The 16,266-nt window shown below is 74.1% G+C and carries 15 protein-coding genes and 1 tRNA gene; 3 read left to right on the top strand and 13 right to left on the bottom strand.

The annotated features are described in order from the left end of the window. Window positions 1-5: 5 nt before the first annotated feature. The gene (locus V6N00_RS06730) at window positions 6-1,166 is read right to left on the bottom strand and encodes a glycoside hydrolase family 76 protein (RefSeq protein WP_334231311.1); all 1,161 of its coding nucleotides are present in this window, start codon (window positions 1,164-1,166) and stop codon (window positions 6-8) included. Window positions 1,167-1,314: 148 nt separating this feature from the next. On the opposite strand from V6N00_RS06730, the gene V6N00_RS06725 reads away from it, so the two are divergent. Then, window positions 1,315-2,088, top strand: a complete 774-nt coding sequence (locus V6N00_RS06725) for an SDR family NAD(P)-dependent oxidoreductase (RefSeq protein ID WP_334231310.1) — start codon at window positions 1,315-1,317, stop codon at window positions 2,086-2,088. Further along, the gene (locus tag V6N00_RS06720) at window positions 2,085-2,651 is read left to right on the top strand and encodes an SRPBCC domain-containing protein (RefSeq protein ID WP_334231309.1); all 567 of its coding nucleotides are present in this window, start codon (window positions 2,085-2,087) and stop codon (window positions 2,649-2,651) included. The genes V6N00_RS06725 and V6N00_RS06720 overlap by 4 nt, the downstream gene beginning before the upstream one ends. Before the next feature lie 109 nt (window positions 2,652-2,760). Here the strand turns inward: V6N00_RS06720 and V6N00_RS06715 are convergent, their stop codons facing one another. From V6N00_RS06715 to V6N00_RS06690, 6 genes are all read right to left on the bottom strand, one after another. Then, complete coding sequence (locus V6N00_RS06715; protein ID WP_334231308.1) at window positions 2,761-3,636, bottom strand: tryptophan-rich sensory protein; 876 nt, start codon at window positions 3,634-3,636, stop codon at window positions 2,761-2,763. 37 nt (window positions 3,637-3,673) lie between these two features. Beyond that, on the bottom strand, window positions 3,674-4,411 hold the full coding sequence (locus tag V6N00_RS06710; RefSeq protein ID WP_334231307.1) for a DedA family protein: 738 nt from the start codon (window positions 4,409-4,411) through the stop codon (window positions 3,674-3,676). A gap of 34 nt (window positions 4,412-4,445) precedes the next feature. Continuing rightward, window positions 4,446-5,381: a pseudouridine synthase gene (locus V6N00_RS06705; protein WP_334231635.1), complete on the bottom strand. Its 936-nt coding sequence runs from the start codon at window positions 5,379-5,381 to the stop codon at window positions 4,446-4,448. A 108-nt stretch (window positions 5,382-5,489) separates the two neighbouring features. Next, the gene (locus V6N00_RS06700; RefSeq protein ID WP_334231306.1) at window positions 5,490-6,314 is read right to left on the bottom strand and encodes a DNA-formamidopyrimidine glycosylase family protein; all 825 of its coding nucleotides are present in this window, start codon (window positions 6,312-6,314) and stop codon (window positions 5,490-5,492) included. Next, a complete protein-coding gene (locus V6N00_RS06695; protein WP_334231305.1) occupies window positions 6,307-11,349 on the bottom strand; it encodes an Lhr family helicase in 5,043 nt (1,680 codons plus the stop codon). Before V6N00_RS06695 ends, V6N00_RS06700 begins: the two co-directional genes overlap by 8 nt. A gap of 56 nt (window positions 11,350-11,405) precedes the next feature. Continuing rightward, window positions 11,406-11,789, bottom strand: coding sequence for a DUF4232 domain-containing protein (locus V6N00_RS06690; RefSeq protein WP_334231634.1), 384 nt, complete (start codon window positions 11,787-11,789; stop codon window positions 11,406-11,408). A 31-nt stretch (window positions 11,790-11,820) separates the two neighbouring features. Between V6N00_RS06690 and V6N00_RS06685 the strand changes: the two genes are divergently transcribed. Next, a complete protein-coding gene (locus tag V6N00_RS06685) occupies window positions 11,821-12,159 on the top strand; it encodes a hypothetical protein (protein WP_334231652.1) in 339 nt (112 codons plus the stop codon). Between the two features lie 66 nt (window positions 12,160-12,225). On the opposite strand, the gene V6N00_RS06680 is transcribed toward V6N00_RS06685, so the two are convergent. From V6N00_RS06680 to tadA, 6 genes are all read right to left on the bottom strand, one after another. Then, window positions 12,226-12,720, bottom strand: coding sequence for a GNAT family N-acetyltransferase (locus tag V6N00_RS06680; protein ID WP_334231304.1), 495 nt, complete (start codon window positions 12,718-12,720; stop codon window positions 12,226-12,228). A gap of 79 nt (window positions 12,721-12,799) precedes the next feature. Beyond that, a complete protein-coding gene (locus tag V6N00_RS06675; RefSeq protein WP_334231303.1) occupies window positions 12,800-13,651 on the bottom strand; it encodes an ADP-dependent NAD(P)H-hydrate dehydratase in 852 nt (283 codons plus the stop codon). Beyond that, complete coding sequence (locus V6N00_RS06670) at window positions 13,635-14,414, bottom strand: histidine phosphatase family protein (protein WP_334231302.1); 780 nt, start codon at window positions 14,412-14,414, stop codon at window positions 13,635-13,637. The genes V6N00_RS06675 and V6N00_RS06670 overlap by 17 nt, the downstream gene beginning before the upstream one ends. Continuing rightward, entirely contained in the window at window positions 14,411-15,442 is a 1,032-nt protein-coding gene (locus V6N00_RS06665) for an aldo/keto reductase (RefSeq protein ID WP_334231301.1), read from the bottom strand. The genes V6N00_RS06670 and V6N00_RS06665 overlap by 4 nt, the downstream gene beginning before the upstream one ends. Before the next feature lie 193 nt (window positions 15,443-15,635). Then, window positions 15,636-15,722, bottom strand: a tRNA-Ser gene (locus tag V6N00_RS06660). Between the two features lie 52 nt (window positions 15,723-15,774). Further along, a complete protein-coding gene (tadA, locus tag V6N00_RS06655) occupies window positions 15,775-16,257 on the bottom strand; it encodes a tRNA adenosine(34) deaminase TadA (RefSeq protein ID WP_334231300.1) in 483 nt (160 codons plus the stop codon). Window positions 16,258-16,266: the final 9 nt, after the last annotated feature.

The raw sequence follows: 16,266 nt of genomic DNA, 5'->3' as shown, positions 1-16,266 counted from the left end.
GCCCGTCAGGCGCCCGGCGTCCCGTCGGCGCACACGGCCGCCGCCTCCAGGGCCATCCACGCCTGCAGCTGGGTCGACAGCTCGACGGGCGCCCCCGGCGGGTAGCTCGTCGCGGCGTCCACCCGCGGATCGGGAGAGAACACCAGTGCGCCGGCGTCCGGCCCGCCCGCCGCGACCGACGGCGACTCGTCCGCTCCGACCCGCCGCCGACCCGACCAGAACGCCTCGGCCGTCTCGGCGACCAGCCGGGCAGCCGTCGACCGTGCCGCCGGATCCAGCCGAACGTCCGTCGCGGCGACGGCGAGGTACCGCGTGAGGATCCCGGTGAACAGGCCGCCGTCACCGTCCCCGTGGGTGATGAGCACCCGGCTGTCCCCGGTGCCCGAGGGGTGGGTCAGCTCGGCGTCGACGGCGTGGACCAGCCGCGCCGCGGCGGCCAGGTCGTGCGGCTCACCGAGGGCGAGCAGCGCGCCGAGCACGGGGCCCTGGTTGTACGTGTAGCGGTCGCGGACCGTCTCGATGCCGCCGCGGCGCAGCCGCAGCCCGTCCAGGTAGAGGCCGGAGTCGGCGTCGAGGAGCTTCTCCCGCAGCCAGTCGGTGAGCGCGCGGGTTCGCTCGAGCCGGCCGGCCCGGGCGAAGAACAGCGCCGCCGGCGCCGTCGCCGGCGTGTTCTTGAAGTTGCGCCGCGTGTTCCAGTAGACCCCGCCGCCGGCGTCGTCGGTGCTCGCGCCGACCAGGCGCGGCCCCAGGGCGGAGACGACGGCGCGGCAGCGGTGCCCGTCGTCGCCCGTGACCGCCCGGGTCAGGCCTTCCAGGCGCTCCGCGGCGAGGGCGAGCCACGCCATGTCGTCGTAGAAGTGGTTGGGGTAGCGGAACAGGTTGCGCAGCCGGATGCCGAGCAGCAGCTCCTGGCCCCGGTGCAGGGACTCCGGGGGCAGCCCCGCCCGGTGCTCGCGCCAGCCGGCATCGACGAGGCAGTCGAGGTAGTGCGCCTGCCACCAGTAGTGCCAGGGTCCGTGCAGGTCCGACGCCCGGCCGCGCGGCCAGCGCACCGCGGCCAGGTGCGTGCCGGGCAGGTGCAGCAACCGGTGGCCGAAGAGGGTGGTGACGGAGCCGGCGGCGACGGCGGCGCGCACCGGGGCAGGACTGCTCGCGGGCTCACTCATGGGGCCAGCCTACGGACGGCGGCCGGCGACGGCGTCCGCACGGGGCCACGCCCGCCCGGCGTTAGGCTGACAGCGATGGGCGGCCCCGGTGGCCGTGCCGCGACCGGCGCCGCTGGGTGGCCGGGTCACCGACATCGAAGGGGATGGCATGCAGATCGAGGGTTCCGTCGCGCTGATCACGGGGGGTGCGTCCGGTCTGGGCGCCGCGACCGCGAAGGTCCTGTACGACGCCGGTGCCGCCGTCGTCCTCGTCGACCTGCCGACCTCGCGCGGGGTCGACGCCGCCGCCGAGCTCGGCGAGCGGGCCCGCTTCGTGGCCGCGGACGTGACCGACGAGGCGCAGGTGAGCGCCGCGATCGCCGCCGCCGGGGAACTCGGGTCGCTGCGCATCGTCGTCAACTGCGCCGGCATCGGCACGCCCGGCAAGGTGCTCGGCAAGGAGGGCGTGCTGCCGCTGGAGCGGTTCACCCGGGTCATCCAGGTCAACCTCATCGGCACGTTCAACGTCATCCGGCTCGCCGCGGAGGCGATGACCGCGATCGAGCCCGTCGACGGCGAGTTCGGCCCGGAGCGCGGCGTCATCGTCAACACGGCCTCGGTGGCCGCATTCGACGGGCAGATCGGCCAGCCCGCGTACTCCGCGTCCAAGGGCGGCGTCGCCGCGATGACGCTGCCGCTGGCCCGCGAGTTCGCACGCTCCCTGATCCGCGTCATGACGATCGCCCCCGGCGTCTTCGAGACGCCGATGGTGGCCGGCCTGCCGCAGGCCGCCCAGGACTCGCTCGGCGCGCAGGTGCCGCACCCGTCGCGGCTGGGCAAGCCGGCCGAGTACGCGGCCCTCGTCGAGCACATCGTGGGCAACGCGATGCTCAACGGCGAGACCATCCGGCTCGACGGCGCCATCCGGATGGCGCCGCGGTGAGTGCCGGCGACGGCGACGTCTCCCGACTGCAGCCCCTGATCAACCGCCACCCGCTCGGTACGGTCACCGAGCGCGAGGGCGGAGTGGTGCGCCTGGAGTTCGAGCGGGACTATCTGCACGACGTGCACGAGGTGTGGCGCCTGGTCACCGATTCCGCCCACACCGTGCAGTGGTGGGCGGAGACGCGCGGCGAGGCGCGGGAGGGCGCGAGCTTCGACCTGCGCTGGCTCAACGGCCGGCCCGATCCGCTGCCCTGGTGGGAGGGTCGCGTGCTGACCGCGCGCCAGGACGAGATGTTCGCCATCACCAACAGCGAGCACGGCCGGCTCGAGTTCGATCTCGCGGCCGCGAACGACGGCGGGTCCCGGCTGCGGTTCACGGACGAGGTGGTCCTCGCGCCGCTCGAGGTGGCCACGATCATGGCCGGCTGGCACCTGCACCTCGAGCACCTGCACGACGCGCTCGACGGTCATCCGGTGCGGTGGGACACGTGGTGGGACGAGTGGTACCCGCTGTGGGAGCGGCTCAACGCCCGCTACGAGAGCCGGTTGCTGGCGGGCTGACGGACGCGGGGCGTTGCTCCAGGGGCCCCGCTCGTTCCGGCTCGCCCGGCTTTCCACGTCGCTGCTGTGCGCTCGCTGCCTGAAACAGCCGTTCTGCTGGGTTTCCGGGTCAGGCGGGTCGGCGCCGGCGGGTGGTCAGTCCGCGCACCAGGGCCGTCCACCCGAGGATCAGCACGGCCGCCGCGATCGCGGTGACCGCGGTCGGCGTCGAGCGCAGGGTGCCGTCGAGCCGGGAGACGGCGATCCACGCGAGCCCCCACGCGAGGGCGAGGGCGGGCGTGACGCGTCCGTCCCCGGACAGGGCGAGGCCCGCACCGACGACGGCGACCACGGCGATGACGAGGATCGCCCACCAGACGGCGCCGCCGTCGAGGTCGAGGCCCGCCGCCGCGAGCGGTCCCGCGAGGGCCGCGGTGACGTTCGCGGTGGTCGCGACGCTCACCCACCCCAGGTACAGGCCGAAGGTGCCGTCGACGAGGACGGCCTCGAGCGGCCGAGGGTTCGGGCCGGTGATGAGCCGCCGGTACAGGACGACGAGCACGACGAGCAGCGCCACGATCACGGGGACGGTGAGCGGCAACCAGCCGGCCTGGGCGACGAGGATCCACCCGGCGTTCAGGAGCATCGAGACGGCGGCCGTGTAGCCGGTGTCGCGCTGCCGGGGGTTCGTGCGCTGTCGCGGCAGTGCCTGCCAGACGGCGTACAGCGTCAGCCCGAGGTAGATGACGCTCCAGATGGCGAAGGCGGGCCGCGCGGGGGCGAGCAGGGTGGCGTCCGGGCCGAGGGCGCCGCTCGCGGCGTTCTGGATGCCGCTGCCGCCGAAGGCGCCGGACCCCCAGGCGGAGCCAGCCAGCGCCAGCACCAGGCACACGAGCACGACCACCTGCCGGGTGACGTCGGACCGGCGTCGGCGGCGGGGCCGGCCGGGATCCGGGCGATCGGTGCTGCGCGCGGGGGCGGGGTGCCGAGCTGGCGTCGAGCTCATGGCACGAGCGTATCGGCGGGATGCGCCCGCCGTCGTGTCATGGCTGCGCGGTATCGTCGCGCGCGGTGTCGTGTCGGTCGGTGTCATGGCGGCCGGTGTCGCGCGCGGCGTCGTGCTGACCGGACGGGACGGGCGACGCGCCACCGGATCGCACGCCGGCGCGATCGCCGTCGTGGGAGGTCACCGGGCGCGCACGCCGTGTTCGCCAGGCGAGGACGGCCGCGATCAACGCACCGCTGCTCAGGCCGATGACGCTGCCGAGCAGGGCGCCGGCCCACGTGGGCAGGTCCGCCGTGCTGCCGGTGACGAAGCCGAGACCGACGGTCCACACCGCCCACAGGGCGGCGCCGACGGCGTCGAGCAGGATCACCCGGCGGGTGGCCACCCCGCTGATGCCGGCCGCGGCCATCGACGCGGTGCGGCCCCCGGGCAGGAAGCGGGCGGCGATGAGGGCGGCGTCGGTCGCGGATCGTCCGGCGCGGGCGATCGCCGCATCGAGCTGCCGCTGCACGGCGCGGCCCCAGCGCCACCGCACCAGCAGCCCGGTCAACCGGCGGCGGAACAGGATGTAGACGGCGAGGTCGCCGGCCCAGCAGCCGAGGAACGCGGCCAGCCACCCGAGGCCGAAGTTCGCATCACCGTGCGCGCTCATCGCCCCGGACGTGATGGTCAGGACCTCCGCGGGCAGCGGCGGGATGAATGCGTCGACGGCGACCGCCAGGAAGATGGCCGGGTACAGCACGGGGAGGAACGACGCCAGCACACCCGGATCCACGGTGACGACTATAGGGCCGCGAGCTGGGGACTCGTCAGGAGGAGAGGGTGCGTCGGCTGGTGTAACTGACGTCCCGGCCCGTGACCGGGTCGGTGAACGCGATCGACCGGGCGAGCAGGCACAGGGGCCGGGCGTGATCGTCGGGCGCCTCGTCCTGCAGCACCGGGTAGTACCGGTCGCCGCGGATGCCGAGCCCGAGGGACGCCATGTGCACGCGCAGCTGATGGGTCTTGCCGGTGTGGGGGAGCAGCCGGTACCGGCCGACTCGGTCCTCGCCGCCGCGATCCCCGGGCCCGTGACCTGCACGAGCGTCGAGGATCTCCGCGAGCTCGACGACGGTCTCGGCGTTCGGCGGCCCCGGCACCTCTCGGGCGAGCAGATAGCTGCGGGACTTCTCGATGCGGCTGCGCACCGTCACCGGCAGCTCGAGGTCGTCCCGCACTCCGGCGAGGGCCTCGTACTCCTTGCGCACGTGCCGGCGCTCGAACAGCACCTGGTAGCGGCCGCGGGTCGCGGGATCCTTCGCGAAGAGGACGACGCCGGCCGTCATCCGGTCCAGCCGGTGGATGGGGGTCAGGTCGTCGATGCCGGTGCGCACCCGCAGCCGGACGAGGGCCGACTCGCTGACGTAGCCGCCGCCCGGCGTCGTCGGCAGGAAGTGAGGTTTGTCGGCGACGAGCAGGTGCTCGTCCTCGTGGAGGATGTCGACCTCGAAGGGGATCGGCGTCTCGGTGGGCAGGTCCCGGTAGTACCAGATGAAGGTGTGGGCGTTCAGCGGGGTGGCCGCGGTGAGCCGAGTGCCGTCCGCAGCGGACACCTCACCGGCGTCGAACCGGGCGCGGATGCCGTCCGGATCGACGTGCCCCCACCGGTCCAGCAGGTAGTCCAGCGCCGTGGTCCAGGGGCCGTCCGCCGGCAGCCGCACGCGGGTGGCGTTGACGCCGTTGCGCACGGGCAGCGGCGAGGACATCACCGGTCCATCCTAGGCGGCACGCCGTGCGCCGCCGTCGGTGGGGTCGCCCGTCGAGTGCTCGAACAGGGCGGCACCCGCCTCCGTCGGTGCGGTCTTCGGCGGCTGTCAGTCCTCGGCCGGGATGACGGCCTCCCCGGGGTGCTCGGGCACCGGCTGGCAGCGCGGGCAGAAGTAGTACTCCCGCACGTCCAGGTCGGTGTTGCCCACCTCGGCGCGCACGATGGGCGTCCGGCAGCGCCGGCAGGGCCGCCCGGCCCGTCCGTACACCCAGTTCTCCTCGCCGCGCCGCGTGTTGCCCGTGGTCACGATGGCCACCGCGCTCTCCCGGTTCAGCTGCAGCAGCCGGTACGCGCGGTCGACGAGGCGGGGCAGGTCCTTGACGTCGTCGACCGCGGTGAGCGGGTGCACGCCGGTGAGGAAGCACACCTCGCAGCGGTAGATATTGCCGACGCCGGCGAGGTTGCGCTGGTCCAGCAGGGCCTGCCCGATCGTGCGCCCGGGCCGGGACCGGAGCCGGGTCAGCGCCTCGTCGGCGTCCCAGTCCGGTCCGAGCAGGTCGGGGCCGAGGTAGCCGACGTGGTCCTCCTCCTCGGCGGTGGGGAACACCTCGAGCTTGCCGAGGGAGAAACCGACCACCGTGGCGGTGGCGGTCCCGAGCACCGCCCGAGCCGAGTACGCCGGGCGCCGCCATCGCCCGTCGACGGGGTAGAGGTGCCAGGACCCCTCCATCTTCAGATGCGAGTGGATGGTCTGGTCGCCGATGCGCATCAACAGGTGCTTGCCACGGGAGACGATCTCGTGGACGGTCTGCCCGGTCAGGTCGACGGTCGCGACGGACGGGACTCTCAGGTCGCACCGCGTGAGCACCTGCCCGGCGAGCGCGCGGTTGAGGTTGCGGGCGCTGCGCCACACGGTGTCGCCTTCAGGCACGGATCCTCAATCCTCGCGGTGTCGAGTAGAACCCGGCCTCGGCCAGCGCCGAGCCGGTGGGCGTGTCCAGCACGGACCTGCTGTTGACCTTCTCGATGGCGAGCTTGTCCACGGCGCCGCGGCGGACGACGGCGACGAGCGCCCGCGCCGCCAGCGCGAGGGCCTCCGGCTCCTCGTCGAAGACGAGCAGCGTCTTGCCGCCGCGTTCGACGTACAGCACGAGGGTGCCGTCGACGAGAGCGACCAGGGCGCCGGCCTTCCGCCCGGGCCGGTGGCCCGTGCCCTCCAGGGACGGCCACGCCAGCGCGGAGCCGTAGGGGTTGGCCGGGTCGGTGGCCGCCAGGCACAGCGCCACCGGGTCGCGGCGGGACACCTCGGTCTCCTCGGAGAAGGAGCGCAGCCGGTCCACCGTGGCCGGCACCGAGAACTGGGCGGCGCCGAGCCCGTCGATGAAGTAGCCGCGGCGCGCCTGGCCCATCTCCTCGAGCCGGCTGAGCACCTTGTAGACGGTGCCGAAGCCGCCGGGTGTGCCCTCGACCGCCACCGAGCCGCGGGTGAGCACCCCGTAGCGGTCCATCAGCAGTTCGGCCATGGCGTGGGCCTGCACCGTCGCGTCGAGGGAGGACTCGGGCAGCAGCGACCAGCGGCCGGCCGTGGTCGGCAGGGCGGCGGGGCGGGACGTCTGGTTGCGGATGGCGGAGGAGCGCAGGTCCGGTCCCCGGCCGAGCGTCGACTCGCGTCCCGCGGCGGCCAGCCCGTCCCGGCCGGGACGGTGCCCGGACAGCCGGGCCCGCCCGAAGCGGCCGCCGCCGCTGCGGGCCCGTGCGGGCGCCCGCTTGGCGGTGTGGGCGGTGTGGCCTCCGGCCAGCAGGGAGCGCACGGGAGCGTAGGTGTCGTTGCCGACGACCCCGGCCCACACGAGTCCCCACAGCGCGGCGGCGACCTCGTCGTCGGTGGCCGGGCGCGCGGGTTCCGCGGTCCCGCCGGTTTCGCCCGAGTCCGCCGGCGGTGGGACGGCCACGCCACGGACGGCGTCGGCGAGCTGCCGGAAGAACCAGGCACCGCCGCGGGCGAGAAAGTCGATGATCGCCTGCTGCAGGCCGGTGGGCACGAAGAGGGGCTGCCGGGTGAGGGTCAGGTCCGCCGACTCGGCCAGGTGAAGGCTGAGCCACCCGTCATTGCCGGCGAGCTCCCCGGCGCCGCTGACCAGCACGTCCCCGGTGGACATCAGCTCGTCCAGCATCGCCGGGGCGTAGTCGGAGACCCGGCTCGCGAGCACGAGCGGCTCCCACGCGCTGGCGGGAACGGGCACGCCGCCGAGCTGGTCGACCACGGTGAGCACGCCGTCCAGCCCGCGCAGGCTGCCGCGGTCCGGGCCGATGTGCTGCCACGCGGGCAGGAACCGCGCGTACACCTCGGGCGTGACGGGTTCGATGTCGTGGCGCAGCGCCGCGAGCGAGCGGCGACGGATGCGCCGCAGCACCTCGACGTCGCACCACTCGGTGACCCCGGCGGACCCGGTGGGCTGCAGCGCCGCGGGACGGAACTCGCCCTCCGCGACGCGGCCCTCGGTGGACAGGCGCTGCAGGGCGGTGACGACGACGGCGACGCCGAGGCCCAGCCGGTGCGCGGCCTCGGCGGCCAGGAAGGGGCCGTGGGTGCGGGCGTACCGGCCGACGAGGTCGCCGAGGGGGTCGGGTACCGGTTCGATGAAGGCGGTGGGCACCCCCATCGGCAGGGGGACGCCCGCGGCGTCGCGGAGCCGGGCGGCGTCCTCGACGGCCGCGTAGCGGGCGACCCCCGCGATCGACACGGCGAGGGCGCGGTTGGCCCGCACCAGCTCGTCGGCCCAGGCGGTGACCGTCTCCACGGACGCGGTCGGCGTGGGCGGGGCGGCCGAAGGTTCCGCGTCCTCGGACGGGTCGGGGCTGGACGGGTGAGCGCTGGTCGATTCAGCATCGGCCGTCGAGGCGCCCGGTGCGGACCGCTCGAGGGCGGCGACGTCGGAGTCCGCCGCGGCGAGCGCGGACCCACCGGCCGTGGACCCTCCGACCGCTGTGGCCGTCGCGTCCGGATCCTCGGTGCGGGCCGCGAGCTCCTCGGCGGTCAGCGGACCGAGCAGGCGCAGCAGGTCCGCGACGCCCTCGACGCCGCGCATCCGCCAGCCCGGCGCCACGTGCTGCAGCTGTGCCTCGGTCTGCTCGATGACGCCCGGGTCGAGCAGCTCCCGTAGTTCGGCGCGGCCGAGCAGCTCGTTGAGCAGGGTGGGATCCAGCGACAGGGCGGCGGCGCGGCGCTCAGCCAGCGGGCTGTCGCCCTCGTAGAGGAACCCGGCGATGTACCCGAACAGCAGGGACCGGGCGAACGGGGAGGGCTGCTGCGACGTCACCTCGACCATCCGCAGCTCCCGCCGCGCCACCTGCGCGCTGATGTCCTTGAGCGCCGGGACGTCGTACACGTCCTGCAGCACCTCGCGCACGGTCTCGAGGATGATCGGGAACGTCGGGTACTTCCGGGCGACGTCGAGCAGCTGGGCCGAGCGCTGCCGCTGCTGCCACAGCGGGGAGCGCTTGCCGGGGTTGCGGCGCGGCAGCAGCAGGGCACGGGCGGCACACTCGCGGAAGCGGGACGCGAACAGGGCCGAGCCGCCCACCTCGGCGGTGATCAGGCCGTCGAGCTCGTCCTCCTCGAACAGGAACAGCTCGGCGCCGGGCGGGTCGTCCTCCATCATCGGCACCCGCAGCACGATGCCGTCGTCGCTGGCCATCGCGGCACCGTCGAGGCCGTACCGTTCCTGCAGCCGTGCGCCCACGGCGAGGGCCCACGGGGCGTGCACGGGCATGCCGAAGGGGGAGTGCAGCACGATCCGCCAGTCGCCGAGCTCGTCGTGGAACCGTTCGACGACGAGGGTGCGGTCGTCGGGGACCTGGCCGGTGGCCTCCTTCTGCTCGCCGAGGTAGGCCAGCAGGTTGTCGCACGCCCACGCGTCCAGGCCGTTCCCGGCCAGGCGCTCCCGAGCCTCCTCCGGCGGTGCGGCGGACAGCTCCCGGACGAAGGCGCCGAGGGCCCGGCCGAGCTCGACCGGCCGGCCGAGGGAGTCGCCCTTCCAGAACGGCACCTTGCCCGGCTGGCCCCAGGCGGGGGAGACGAGCACCCGGTCGTAGGTGATGTCCTCGATGCGCCAGCTGGTGGCGCCGAGCGCGAACACGTCGCCGACCCGGGACTCGTAGACCATCTCCTCGTCGAGCTCGCCCACGCGGCGCGGGTTCTTGCCGGTCTCCTCGCCGACGATGAACACGCCGAACAGGCCACGGTCGGGGATGGTGCCCCCGCTCGTGACGGCGAGCCGCTGGGCGCCGGGCCGGCCCGTGATGGTGCCCTCGGTGCGATCCCAGACGATGCGGGGGCGCAGTTCGGCGAACTCGTCCGACGGGTAGCGGCCGGCCAGCAGGTCGAGGGTCGCGTCGAACGCGGAGCGCGGCAGGGTGCCGAACGGGGCGCTGCGGCGGACGGTGTCGAACCATTCCTCGACGTCGATGGTGCCGAGCGCGGCCGCGGCCACGGTCTGCTGAGCGAGGATGTCCAGCGGGTTGGCGGGGATGGTCAGCGACTCGATCGCCCCGGCGACCATGCGCTCGACGGTGACGGCGCTGTTGACGAGGTCGCCGCGGTGCTTGGGGAACAGGACACCGCGGGAGATCTCGCCGACCTGGTGCCCGGCACGGCCGACGCGCTGCAGGCCGCTGGCCACCGACGGCGGGGACTCGACCTGGATCACCAGGTCCACGGCCCCCATGTCGATGCCGAGCTCGAGCGAGCTGGTGGCGACGACGCAGCGCAGCCGCCCGGACTTCAGGTCGTCCTCGATCTCGGCGCGCTGGTCCTTGCTCACCGAGCCGTGGTGTGCGCGGGCGAGCACGGGTGGGGCGCCGGAGGTGGACCCGGCCTGGGCCATCAGCTGCGCGGGCGGTTTCGTGGCGGTGCGGGTGGAGGCGGTGGCGGGCACCGGTTCGCCGTCCGTGCCGGTGGCCCACACGTCCTCGGCGTCGCCCTGCTCGAGCAGCAGCCGGTCCGCATGGATCTCGTTCAACCGCGCGGTGAGCCGTTCGGCCAGGCGCCGGGAATTGGCGAAGACGATGGTCGACCGGTTCGCCTCGATGAGGTCGACGACCTTCTCCTCGACGTGCGGCCAGATGGAGGCCTGCGGCGTCGTGCCCGCGGACGAGCCCACCATCACCGGGGCCGGCCCGAGCTCGGTCATGTCCTCGACCGGCACGGTGACGGTCAGGTCCCACGACTTGCCCGACGGCGGGGCGACGATCGTGACGGGGGCGTTGCCGCCGAGGAAGCGCGCAACCGTCTCGCGCGGCTGCACGGTCGCGGACAGGCCGATGCGCTGCGCCGGCCGCTCGAGCAGCGCGTCGAGCCGCTCCAGCGTCACGGCCAGGTGGGCGCCGCGTTTGGTGCCGGCCACGGCGTGCACCTCGTCGACGATCACCGTGTGCACGTCGGTCAGGGTGTCCCGTGCCTTCGACGTCAGCATCAGGTACAGCGACTCGGGGGTCGTGATGAGGATGTCCGGCGGATTGGTCAGCAGCTGCCGGCGATCGGCGGCGGGGGTGTCGCCGCTACGCACGCCCACACTGATGTCCGGGGGCGTCTCGCCGCGGCCGCGGGCCGTCTGGGTGATGCCGATGAGCGGGGCCCGCAGATTGCGTTCGACGTCGACGCCGAGCGCCTTCAGCGGCGAGATGTAGAGGACACGGGTGCCCGTGCGTCCCTCGCCGTCGTCGTCGGTGTCCGGGCCCGTACGGCCCCGGGCGGCCGCCGGCGAGCCGGCCGTGCGGCCGAGGAACGAGTCGAGAGCCCAGAGGAACGCGGCCAGGGTCTTGCCGGAGCCGGTGGGGGCGACGACGAGGGCGTGCTGGCCCCCCGAGATGGCCTCCCACGCGCCCTCCTGCGCGGCCGTGGGCGCCGAGAATGCACCGCGGAACCAGATGCTGGTCGCGGGGCTGAACCGGTCGAGGACGTCCACGGGTCCATCATCCACCCCGCCGCCGACAGAACTCGCCGACGGGGTGGAGGACGGGCTCAGCCGAGCGGCTGGAAGGCTCCGACGTGCAGCAGGACGATCTTCGGGTTGCCGCAGGCGTTGGCGGTGTAGGGCAGGAACAGCGCGTCCGTGGCGCTCGGCGGGTAGACCCGGAAGCCGTCGGCGGGCTGGATGTTGCACACCTGCCCGTAGTTCTCGGCGCGGGTGATCTGCAGCCGGGCGCGGGCGCTCTGGCCGGGCTTCAGCGTGATCGCCACGGGGGCCTGGGTGGTGTCCCGCTGGGCCGGCACGCCGATCTGCTGCCCGGTTCCGCCGCCGACGAAGGCGACGCCCGGGTAGCCGGAGAGGCGGCACGCGGCGTCGGACGTGTTGCGCACGGTGATCCCCGCGTAGACGCTGCCGGCGGCGCCACCACCGGGCAGGGCCGCGGCGGTACCGGAGAGCTTCGACGCCGTGCACAGAGGGGCGTCCCCGGCGGCCGGGGTCGACGGGGCGGCGGTCGCGCTCGCCGACGCGGACGTCGAGGGGGAGGAGGACGCGCTGGAGGACGCCGGGGCCGGTGCGCTGGACGACGACGGCGCCGACGCGCTCCCGGAGGCGGTGGAGGACGTGCTGCCGGTCGCCGCCGGGGCGCTGGCGGAGGCGGACCCGGAGGACGCCTCCGCACTGCCGGAGGAGGCCGTCGTGCTGGTCGAGCTGGGGGCGCACGCACTGAGAGCCAGGGCGACCGCGGTGATCCCCAGAACCACCGCGGACGTCGACTTCTTCGATGTCATGGGTCCAGTGTTCTGATCCGGGGTACCCGGGTCAACGACCCCCGCGTGTCGTTATCGGATGTTCATGCAGGTCGGACGGCCCTCACCCGAGGTCGTTGGGACGGCCCATGAGCCAGTCCGGCAGGAACCGGATACCGGGGTCCAGCCGGAGCGCGCTGAATCCCAGCTCGACGAAGAACGCCTTGCGGGTCTCCTGCTCCTCGAGGGAGTCGCTCGCGTCGGGGCGGACGATGACGGCGCTGCAGCCCGCGGCGATCGACTCGCCGACGAAGTGCCGTACCAGGGCCGCGCCGATGCCGGTGCGGCGGTGCGCCGGGTGGACGAACAGCTCGGCCAGCCAGGATCCGTCGGTCCCGGCGAGGTGCCGCAGGTCGACCAGCGCGTTCCAGTCCCGGAACCGGTGGTGGCCCGTCAGGAAGCCGACCAGCCGGCCGTCCAGTTCTGCGACGGTCGCCGGCAGGTTCGGCGTCTGGGGCCCGAGCGACGCCGTCTTGCCCGGCTTCCAGCCGGCGAGCAGGTCGGCCAGTTCGGGGATGTGCCGCGATTCGGGATGAAAGAGGTGCGGCCCGTCGGCCATGGGTCTCCTCCGTGTCGGTGCGTCGTCCCCCGATTCTGCCCGGTGGCCCGGACCCGCGGACGCGGACCCGGGCGTGCGGTCAGGTCGCGGTGAGCTGGTGTCGGAGGCCGTCGGCCAGTTCGCGGGCGAGGAATCCGATGGGGCCGGCCTGCCGGGCGATCCGTTCTCCCGCCGCGTTGTGCAGCCAGGTGGCCCACATCCCGGCCGTCTGCGGCGAGGCGCCGCGGGCGAGCAGCCCGCCGGCCGCGCCGACGAGCACGTCCCCGCTGCCCGATGTGCCGAGCCCGGGGCCGCCCTCGCGCACCTCGACCAGCCCGTCCGGCCCGGCGACCACCCCGCCGCAGCAGACGACCGCGTCGAACCGGCGGGCGGTGTCCCGAGCCCCGGTCGCGTCGTCCTTCGGCGCCTGACCGAGCAGAAGCTCGACCTCCGTGGAGTTGGGGGTGAGCAGCAGCCGGCCCGCGACGGGCTTCGCCAGCTCCGGATGGTTGGCCAGGGCGCCGAGGGCGAAGGCGTCCAGGGCGACGGTGGTGTCCGCCGAGAGTCGCGGCAGCAGCCCCTGGAGAAGGGCCGTCGTCTGGTCGATGTCGGTCAGTCCCGGCCCGATCACGATCGCGTCGGCGTCCTCGGCGAGCAGCGTGTCTGCGCAGTCACCCAGGGGGGAGCCGTCGGCGTCCTCGGGCAGCCCGACGACGCCGGCCTCGGGGAAGGAGACGGCGACGGCGGGGGAGACGGACTCGGCCATCGCCAGGGTGAGCCGTCCGGCCCCGACGCGCAGGGCGGCCAGGCCGGTCAGGGCGGCGGCACCGGGCGTGCGGCGGGAACCGCCGACCACGAGCACGGACCCGCGCTGACGCTTGCCGCCGCTGGCGGTCGGGAGCGGGTGGCGGCGCAGCAGCCGCGGCGTGACGGGGTCAGGGCGTCGTGTCATCGGATTCTCCACTGTGGCGCGTGACCGCGGCGTCGTGCCGGTCCAGGTGGGTGACGTCGTTGACCAGGACGGCCCGCCACTCCGGTTCGGCGCCGGTCGCGGCGTCGACGCGCTCGAGCACGGTCACGGCGGCGTTCGGCATCGGGTTGACGCGGGCGTCCTCGAGCAGGTCTGCCTCCTCGATCCGCTCGCACACGTACCGGATGAGGGAGATGACGGCGTCGTGGCACACGATCAGCACCGTCTGCGCGTCGGTCGCGTCGACGTCGGCGAGGACCGAGCGGACCCGCAGGGCGACGTCCGCCCACGACTCACCTCCCGGCGCCCGGTAGTAGAACTTGCCGAGGTACTGTCGGCGCTCCGCCTCGTCGGGGTGCAGGTTGCGCACGCCGCGGCCGGTCAGGGCGTCGAGGATGCCCAGTTCCCGGTCCCGTAGCCGCTCGTCGACCCGGGGTGTCAGGCCCAGGCCGGCGGTGTCCAGCGCGATCCGCGTCGTCTGCCGGGCCCGCACGTAGGGCGAGACCCAGATGGCGTCCGGCGTGAGCGAGGCGTCGGCTTCTGTTGCCTTCTCGCCGGGGGCGAGGTGGTGGCCCAGCGCCTCGGCCTGCTCCCGCCCCGTGGGGGAGAGTTCGACGTCGGCGTCCCGGGCCGGGACGGCGATCCGGTCGGCGCCCGCGGCGTCGGCCTCGGCCGCCGCCCGGTTCGCCTCGCTCTCGCCGTGCCGCGCCAGGATCAGCCGGCGTACCCCGGACGGGCCGGTCACCGCCCGCCCTCGATCTTGCGGGAGCGCTGCTCCTGGCCGGGGGTGCCGTAGGGGTAGTCGGGCCACGTGGGGTCGCTCGCGGCGGTCAGCACGCCCAGGTCGTCCTCGGTCAGCACGAGGTCGGCGGCGCCGAGGTTGTCGTGGAGCTGCTCGAGGTGCCGGGCGCCGAGGATGACGGACGTGACGGCCGGCTGCGCGGCGAGCCACGCGAGCGCCACCTGGGCCGCGCTGACGTCGTGATCCTTCGCGACGCGGGTGACGGCGTCGATGACCCGCCAGGTGCGCTCGTCCGCGTTGCGGGCCTCGTAGGCCTCCATGCCGCGCTTCGGGTTCTCCCCGAGGCGGCTGGTGCCCGTCGGCTCGGTGTTCCGCTGGTACTTGCCGGTCAGCCAGCCACCGGCCAGGGGCGACCAGGGCAGCAGGCCGATGCCGGCGTCGAGCGCGGCAGGCACGATCTCCGCCTCGATACCGCGCACCAGCAGGTTGTACTGGGGCTGGAGGGTGACGGGCGGGTGCCAGCCGTGCGCCTTCGCCACGTGCACCGCCTTCGTCAGCTGCCAGCCGGTGTAGTTGGAGAAGCCGGAGTAGCCGATGTGCCCGGCGGTCACGGCGTCGTCGAGGAACTGCAGGGTCTCGTCGAGCGGGGTGATCGGGTCCCACGCGTGCATCTGGTAGAGGTCGATGTGGTCGGTCTGGAGGCGGCGCAGCGAGTCCTCGAGCGCCCGGCGCAGGTGGCGCCGGGACGTGCCGAGGTCGTTGGGACCCTCGCCCATGGGGAAGCGGCCCTTGGTGGCGAGCACGACGCGGTCCCGGCGGGCCTGGTCGGCGGCGAACCAGGCGCCGATGATCTCCTCCGAGACGCCGCGCGAGTAGACGTCGGCGGTGTCGAGGAAGGTGCCGCCGCCGTCGACGTACGCGTCGAGCAGGGCGTGGGAGGTCTCGACGTCGGCCTCCGCACCGAAGGTCATGGTGCCGAGGGCGTAGGTGGAGACGACGGCGCCGCTGCGTCCGAGTGTGCGGTAGTCCATGGGGGTGTCCCTCTCGGTGGTCCGATCACTGACAGCCGGACCCGGGCTTCTTCAGGCCCCGACACTCCTCCCACGCTATACCGTGTCGTCCCGGTCACATCCGGGATCCGGGGATCCCAGGAACGCACGAAGGGCCCCGACCGGCGTGGTCGGAGCCCCTCGGGGATGCGGTCGATGCGACTGCATCACACGGCGGTGACGGTGGGATTTGAACCCACGTTGGCTTTGACACCAAACAACATTTCGAGTGTTGCACCTTCGGCCGCTCGGACACGTCACCAACCCGGATACTGTACCGGCTGGGCGGCTCCGGAGACGAATCGGCGCGGCCGTCACCGGTGCGTGGCGAAGAAGTTCCGCAGCAGGTCGGCGCACTCGTGCTCCCGCACCCGCGGGTAGACCTCCACCCAGTGGTTCAGCCGCGGCTCCCGCAGCACCTCGAACACGGACCCCGCGGCCCCGGCCTTCTCGTCCCACGCCCCGAACACCACGCGCGGGATGCGGGCGAGCACAGTCGCCCCCGCGCACATCGCGCAGGGCTCGAGGGTCACGACGAGGGTGCAGTCCTCCAGCCGCCAGCGGCCGAGCCGGGCCGCCGCCTGCCGGATCGCGAGCACCTCGGCGTGCGCGGTCGGGTCGGCGTCGGCCTCGCGCCGGTTGTGCCCGGCGCCCAGCACGGTCCCGTCCGGGCCGACGACGACGGCGCCGATGGGAACGTCGTCGTGGGCGAGGGCCGCGTCCGCCTCCGCCAGCGCGAGACCCATCCAGGCGTGGTGCTGCTCACGCGCAACGGGGGAGAGGGCGGGCAGGCGCATGAGGCCATT

The sequence above is a fragment of the Tersicoccus mangrovi genome (genome assembly GCF_036881825.1).
In the GTDB taxonomy this organism is placed as follows: Bacteria; Actinomycetota; Actinomycetes; order Actinomycetales; family Micrococcaceae; genus Tersicoccus; species Tersicoccus mangrovi.
This window is presented reverse-complemented; position numbering and strand designations above follow the sequence as displayed.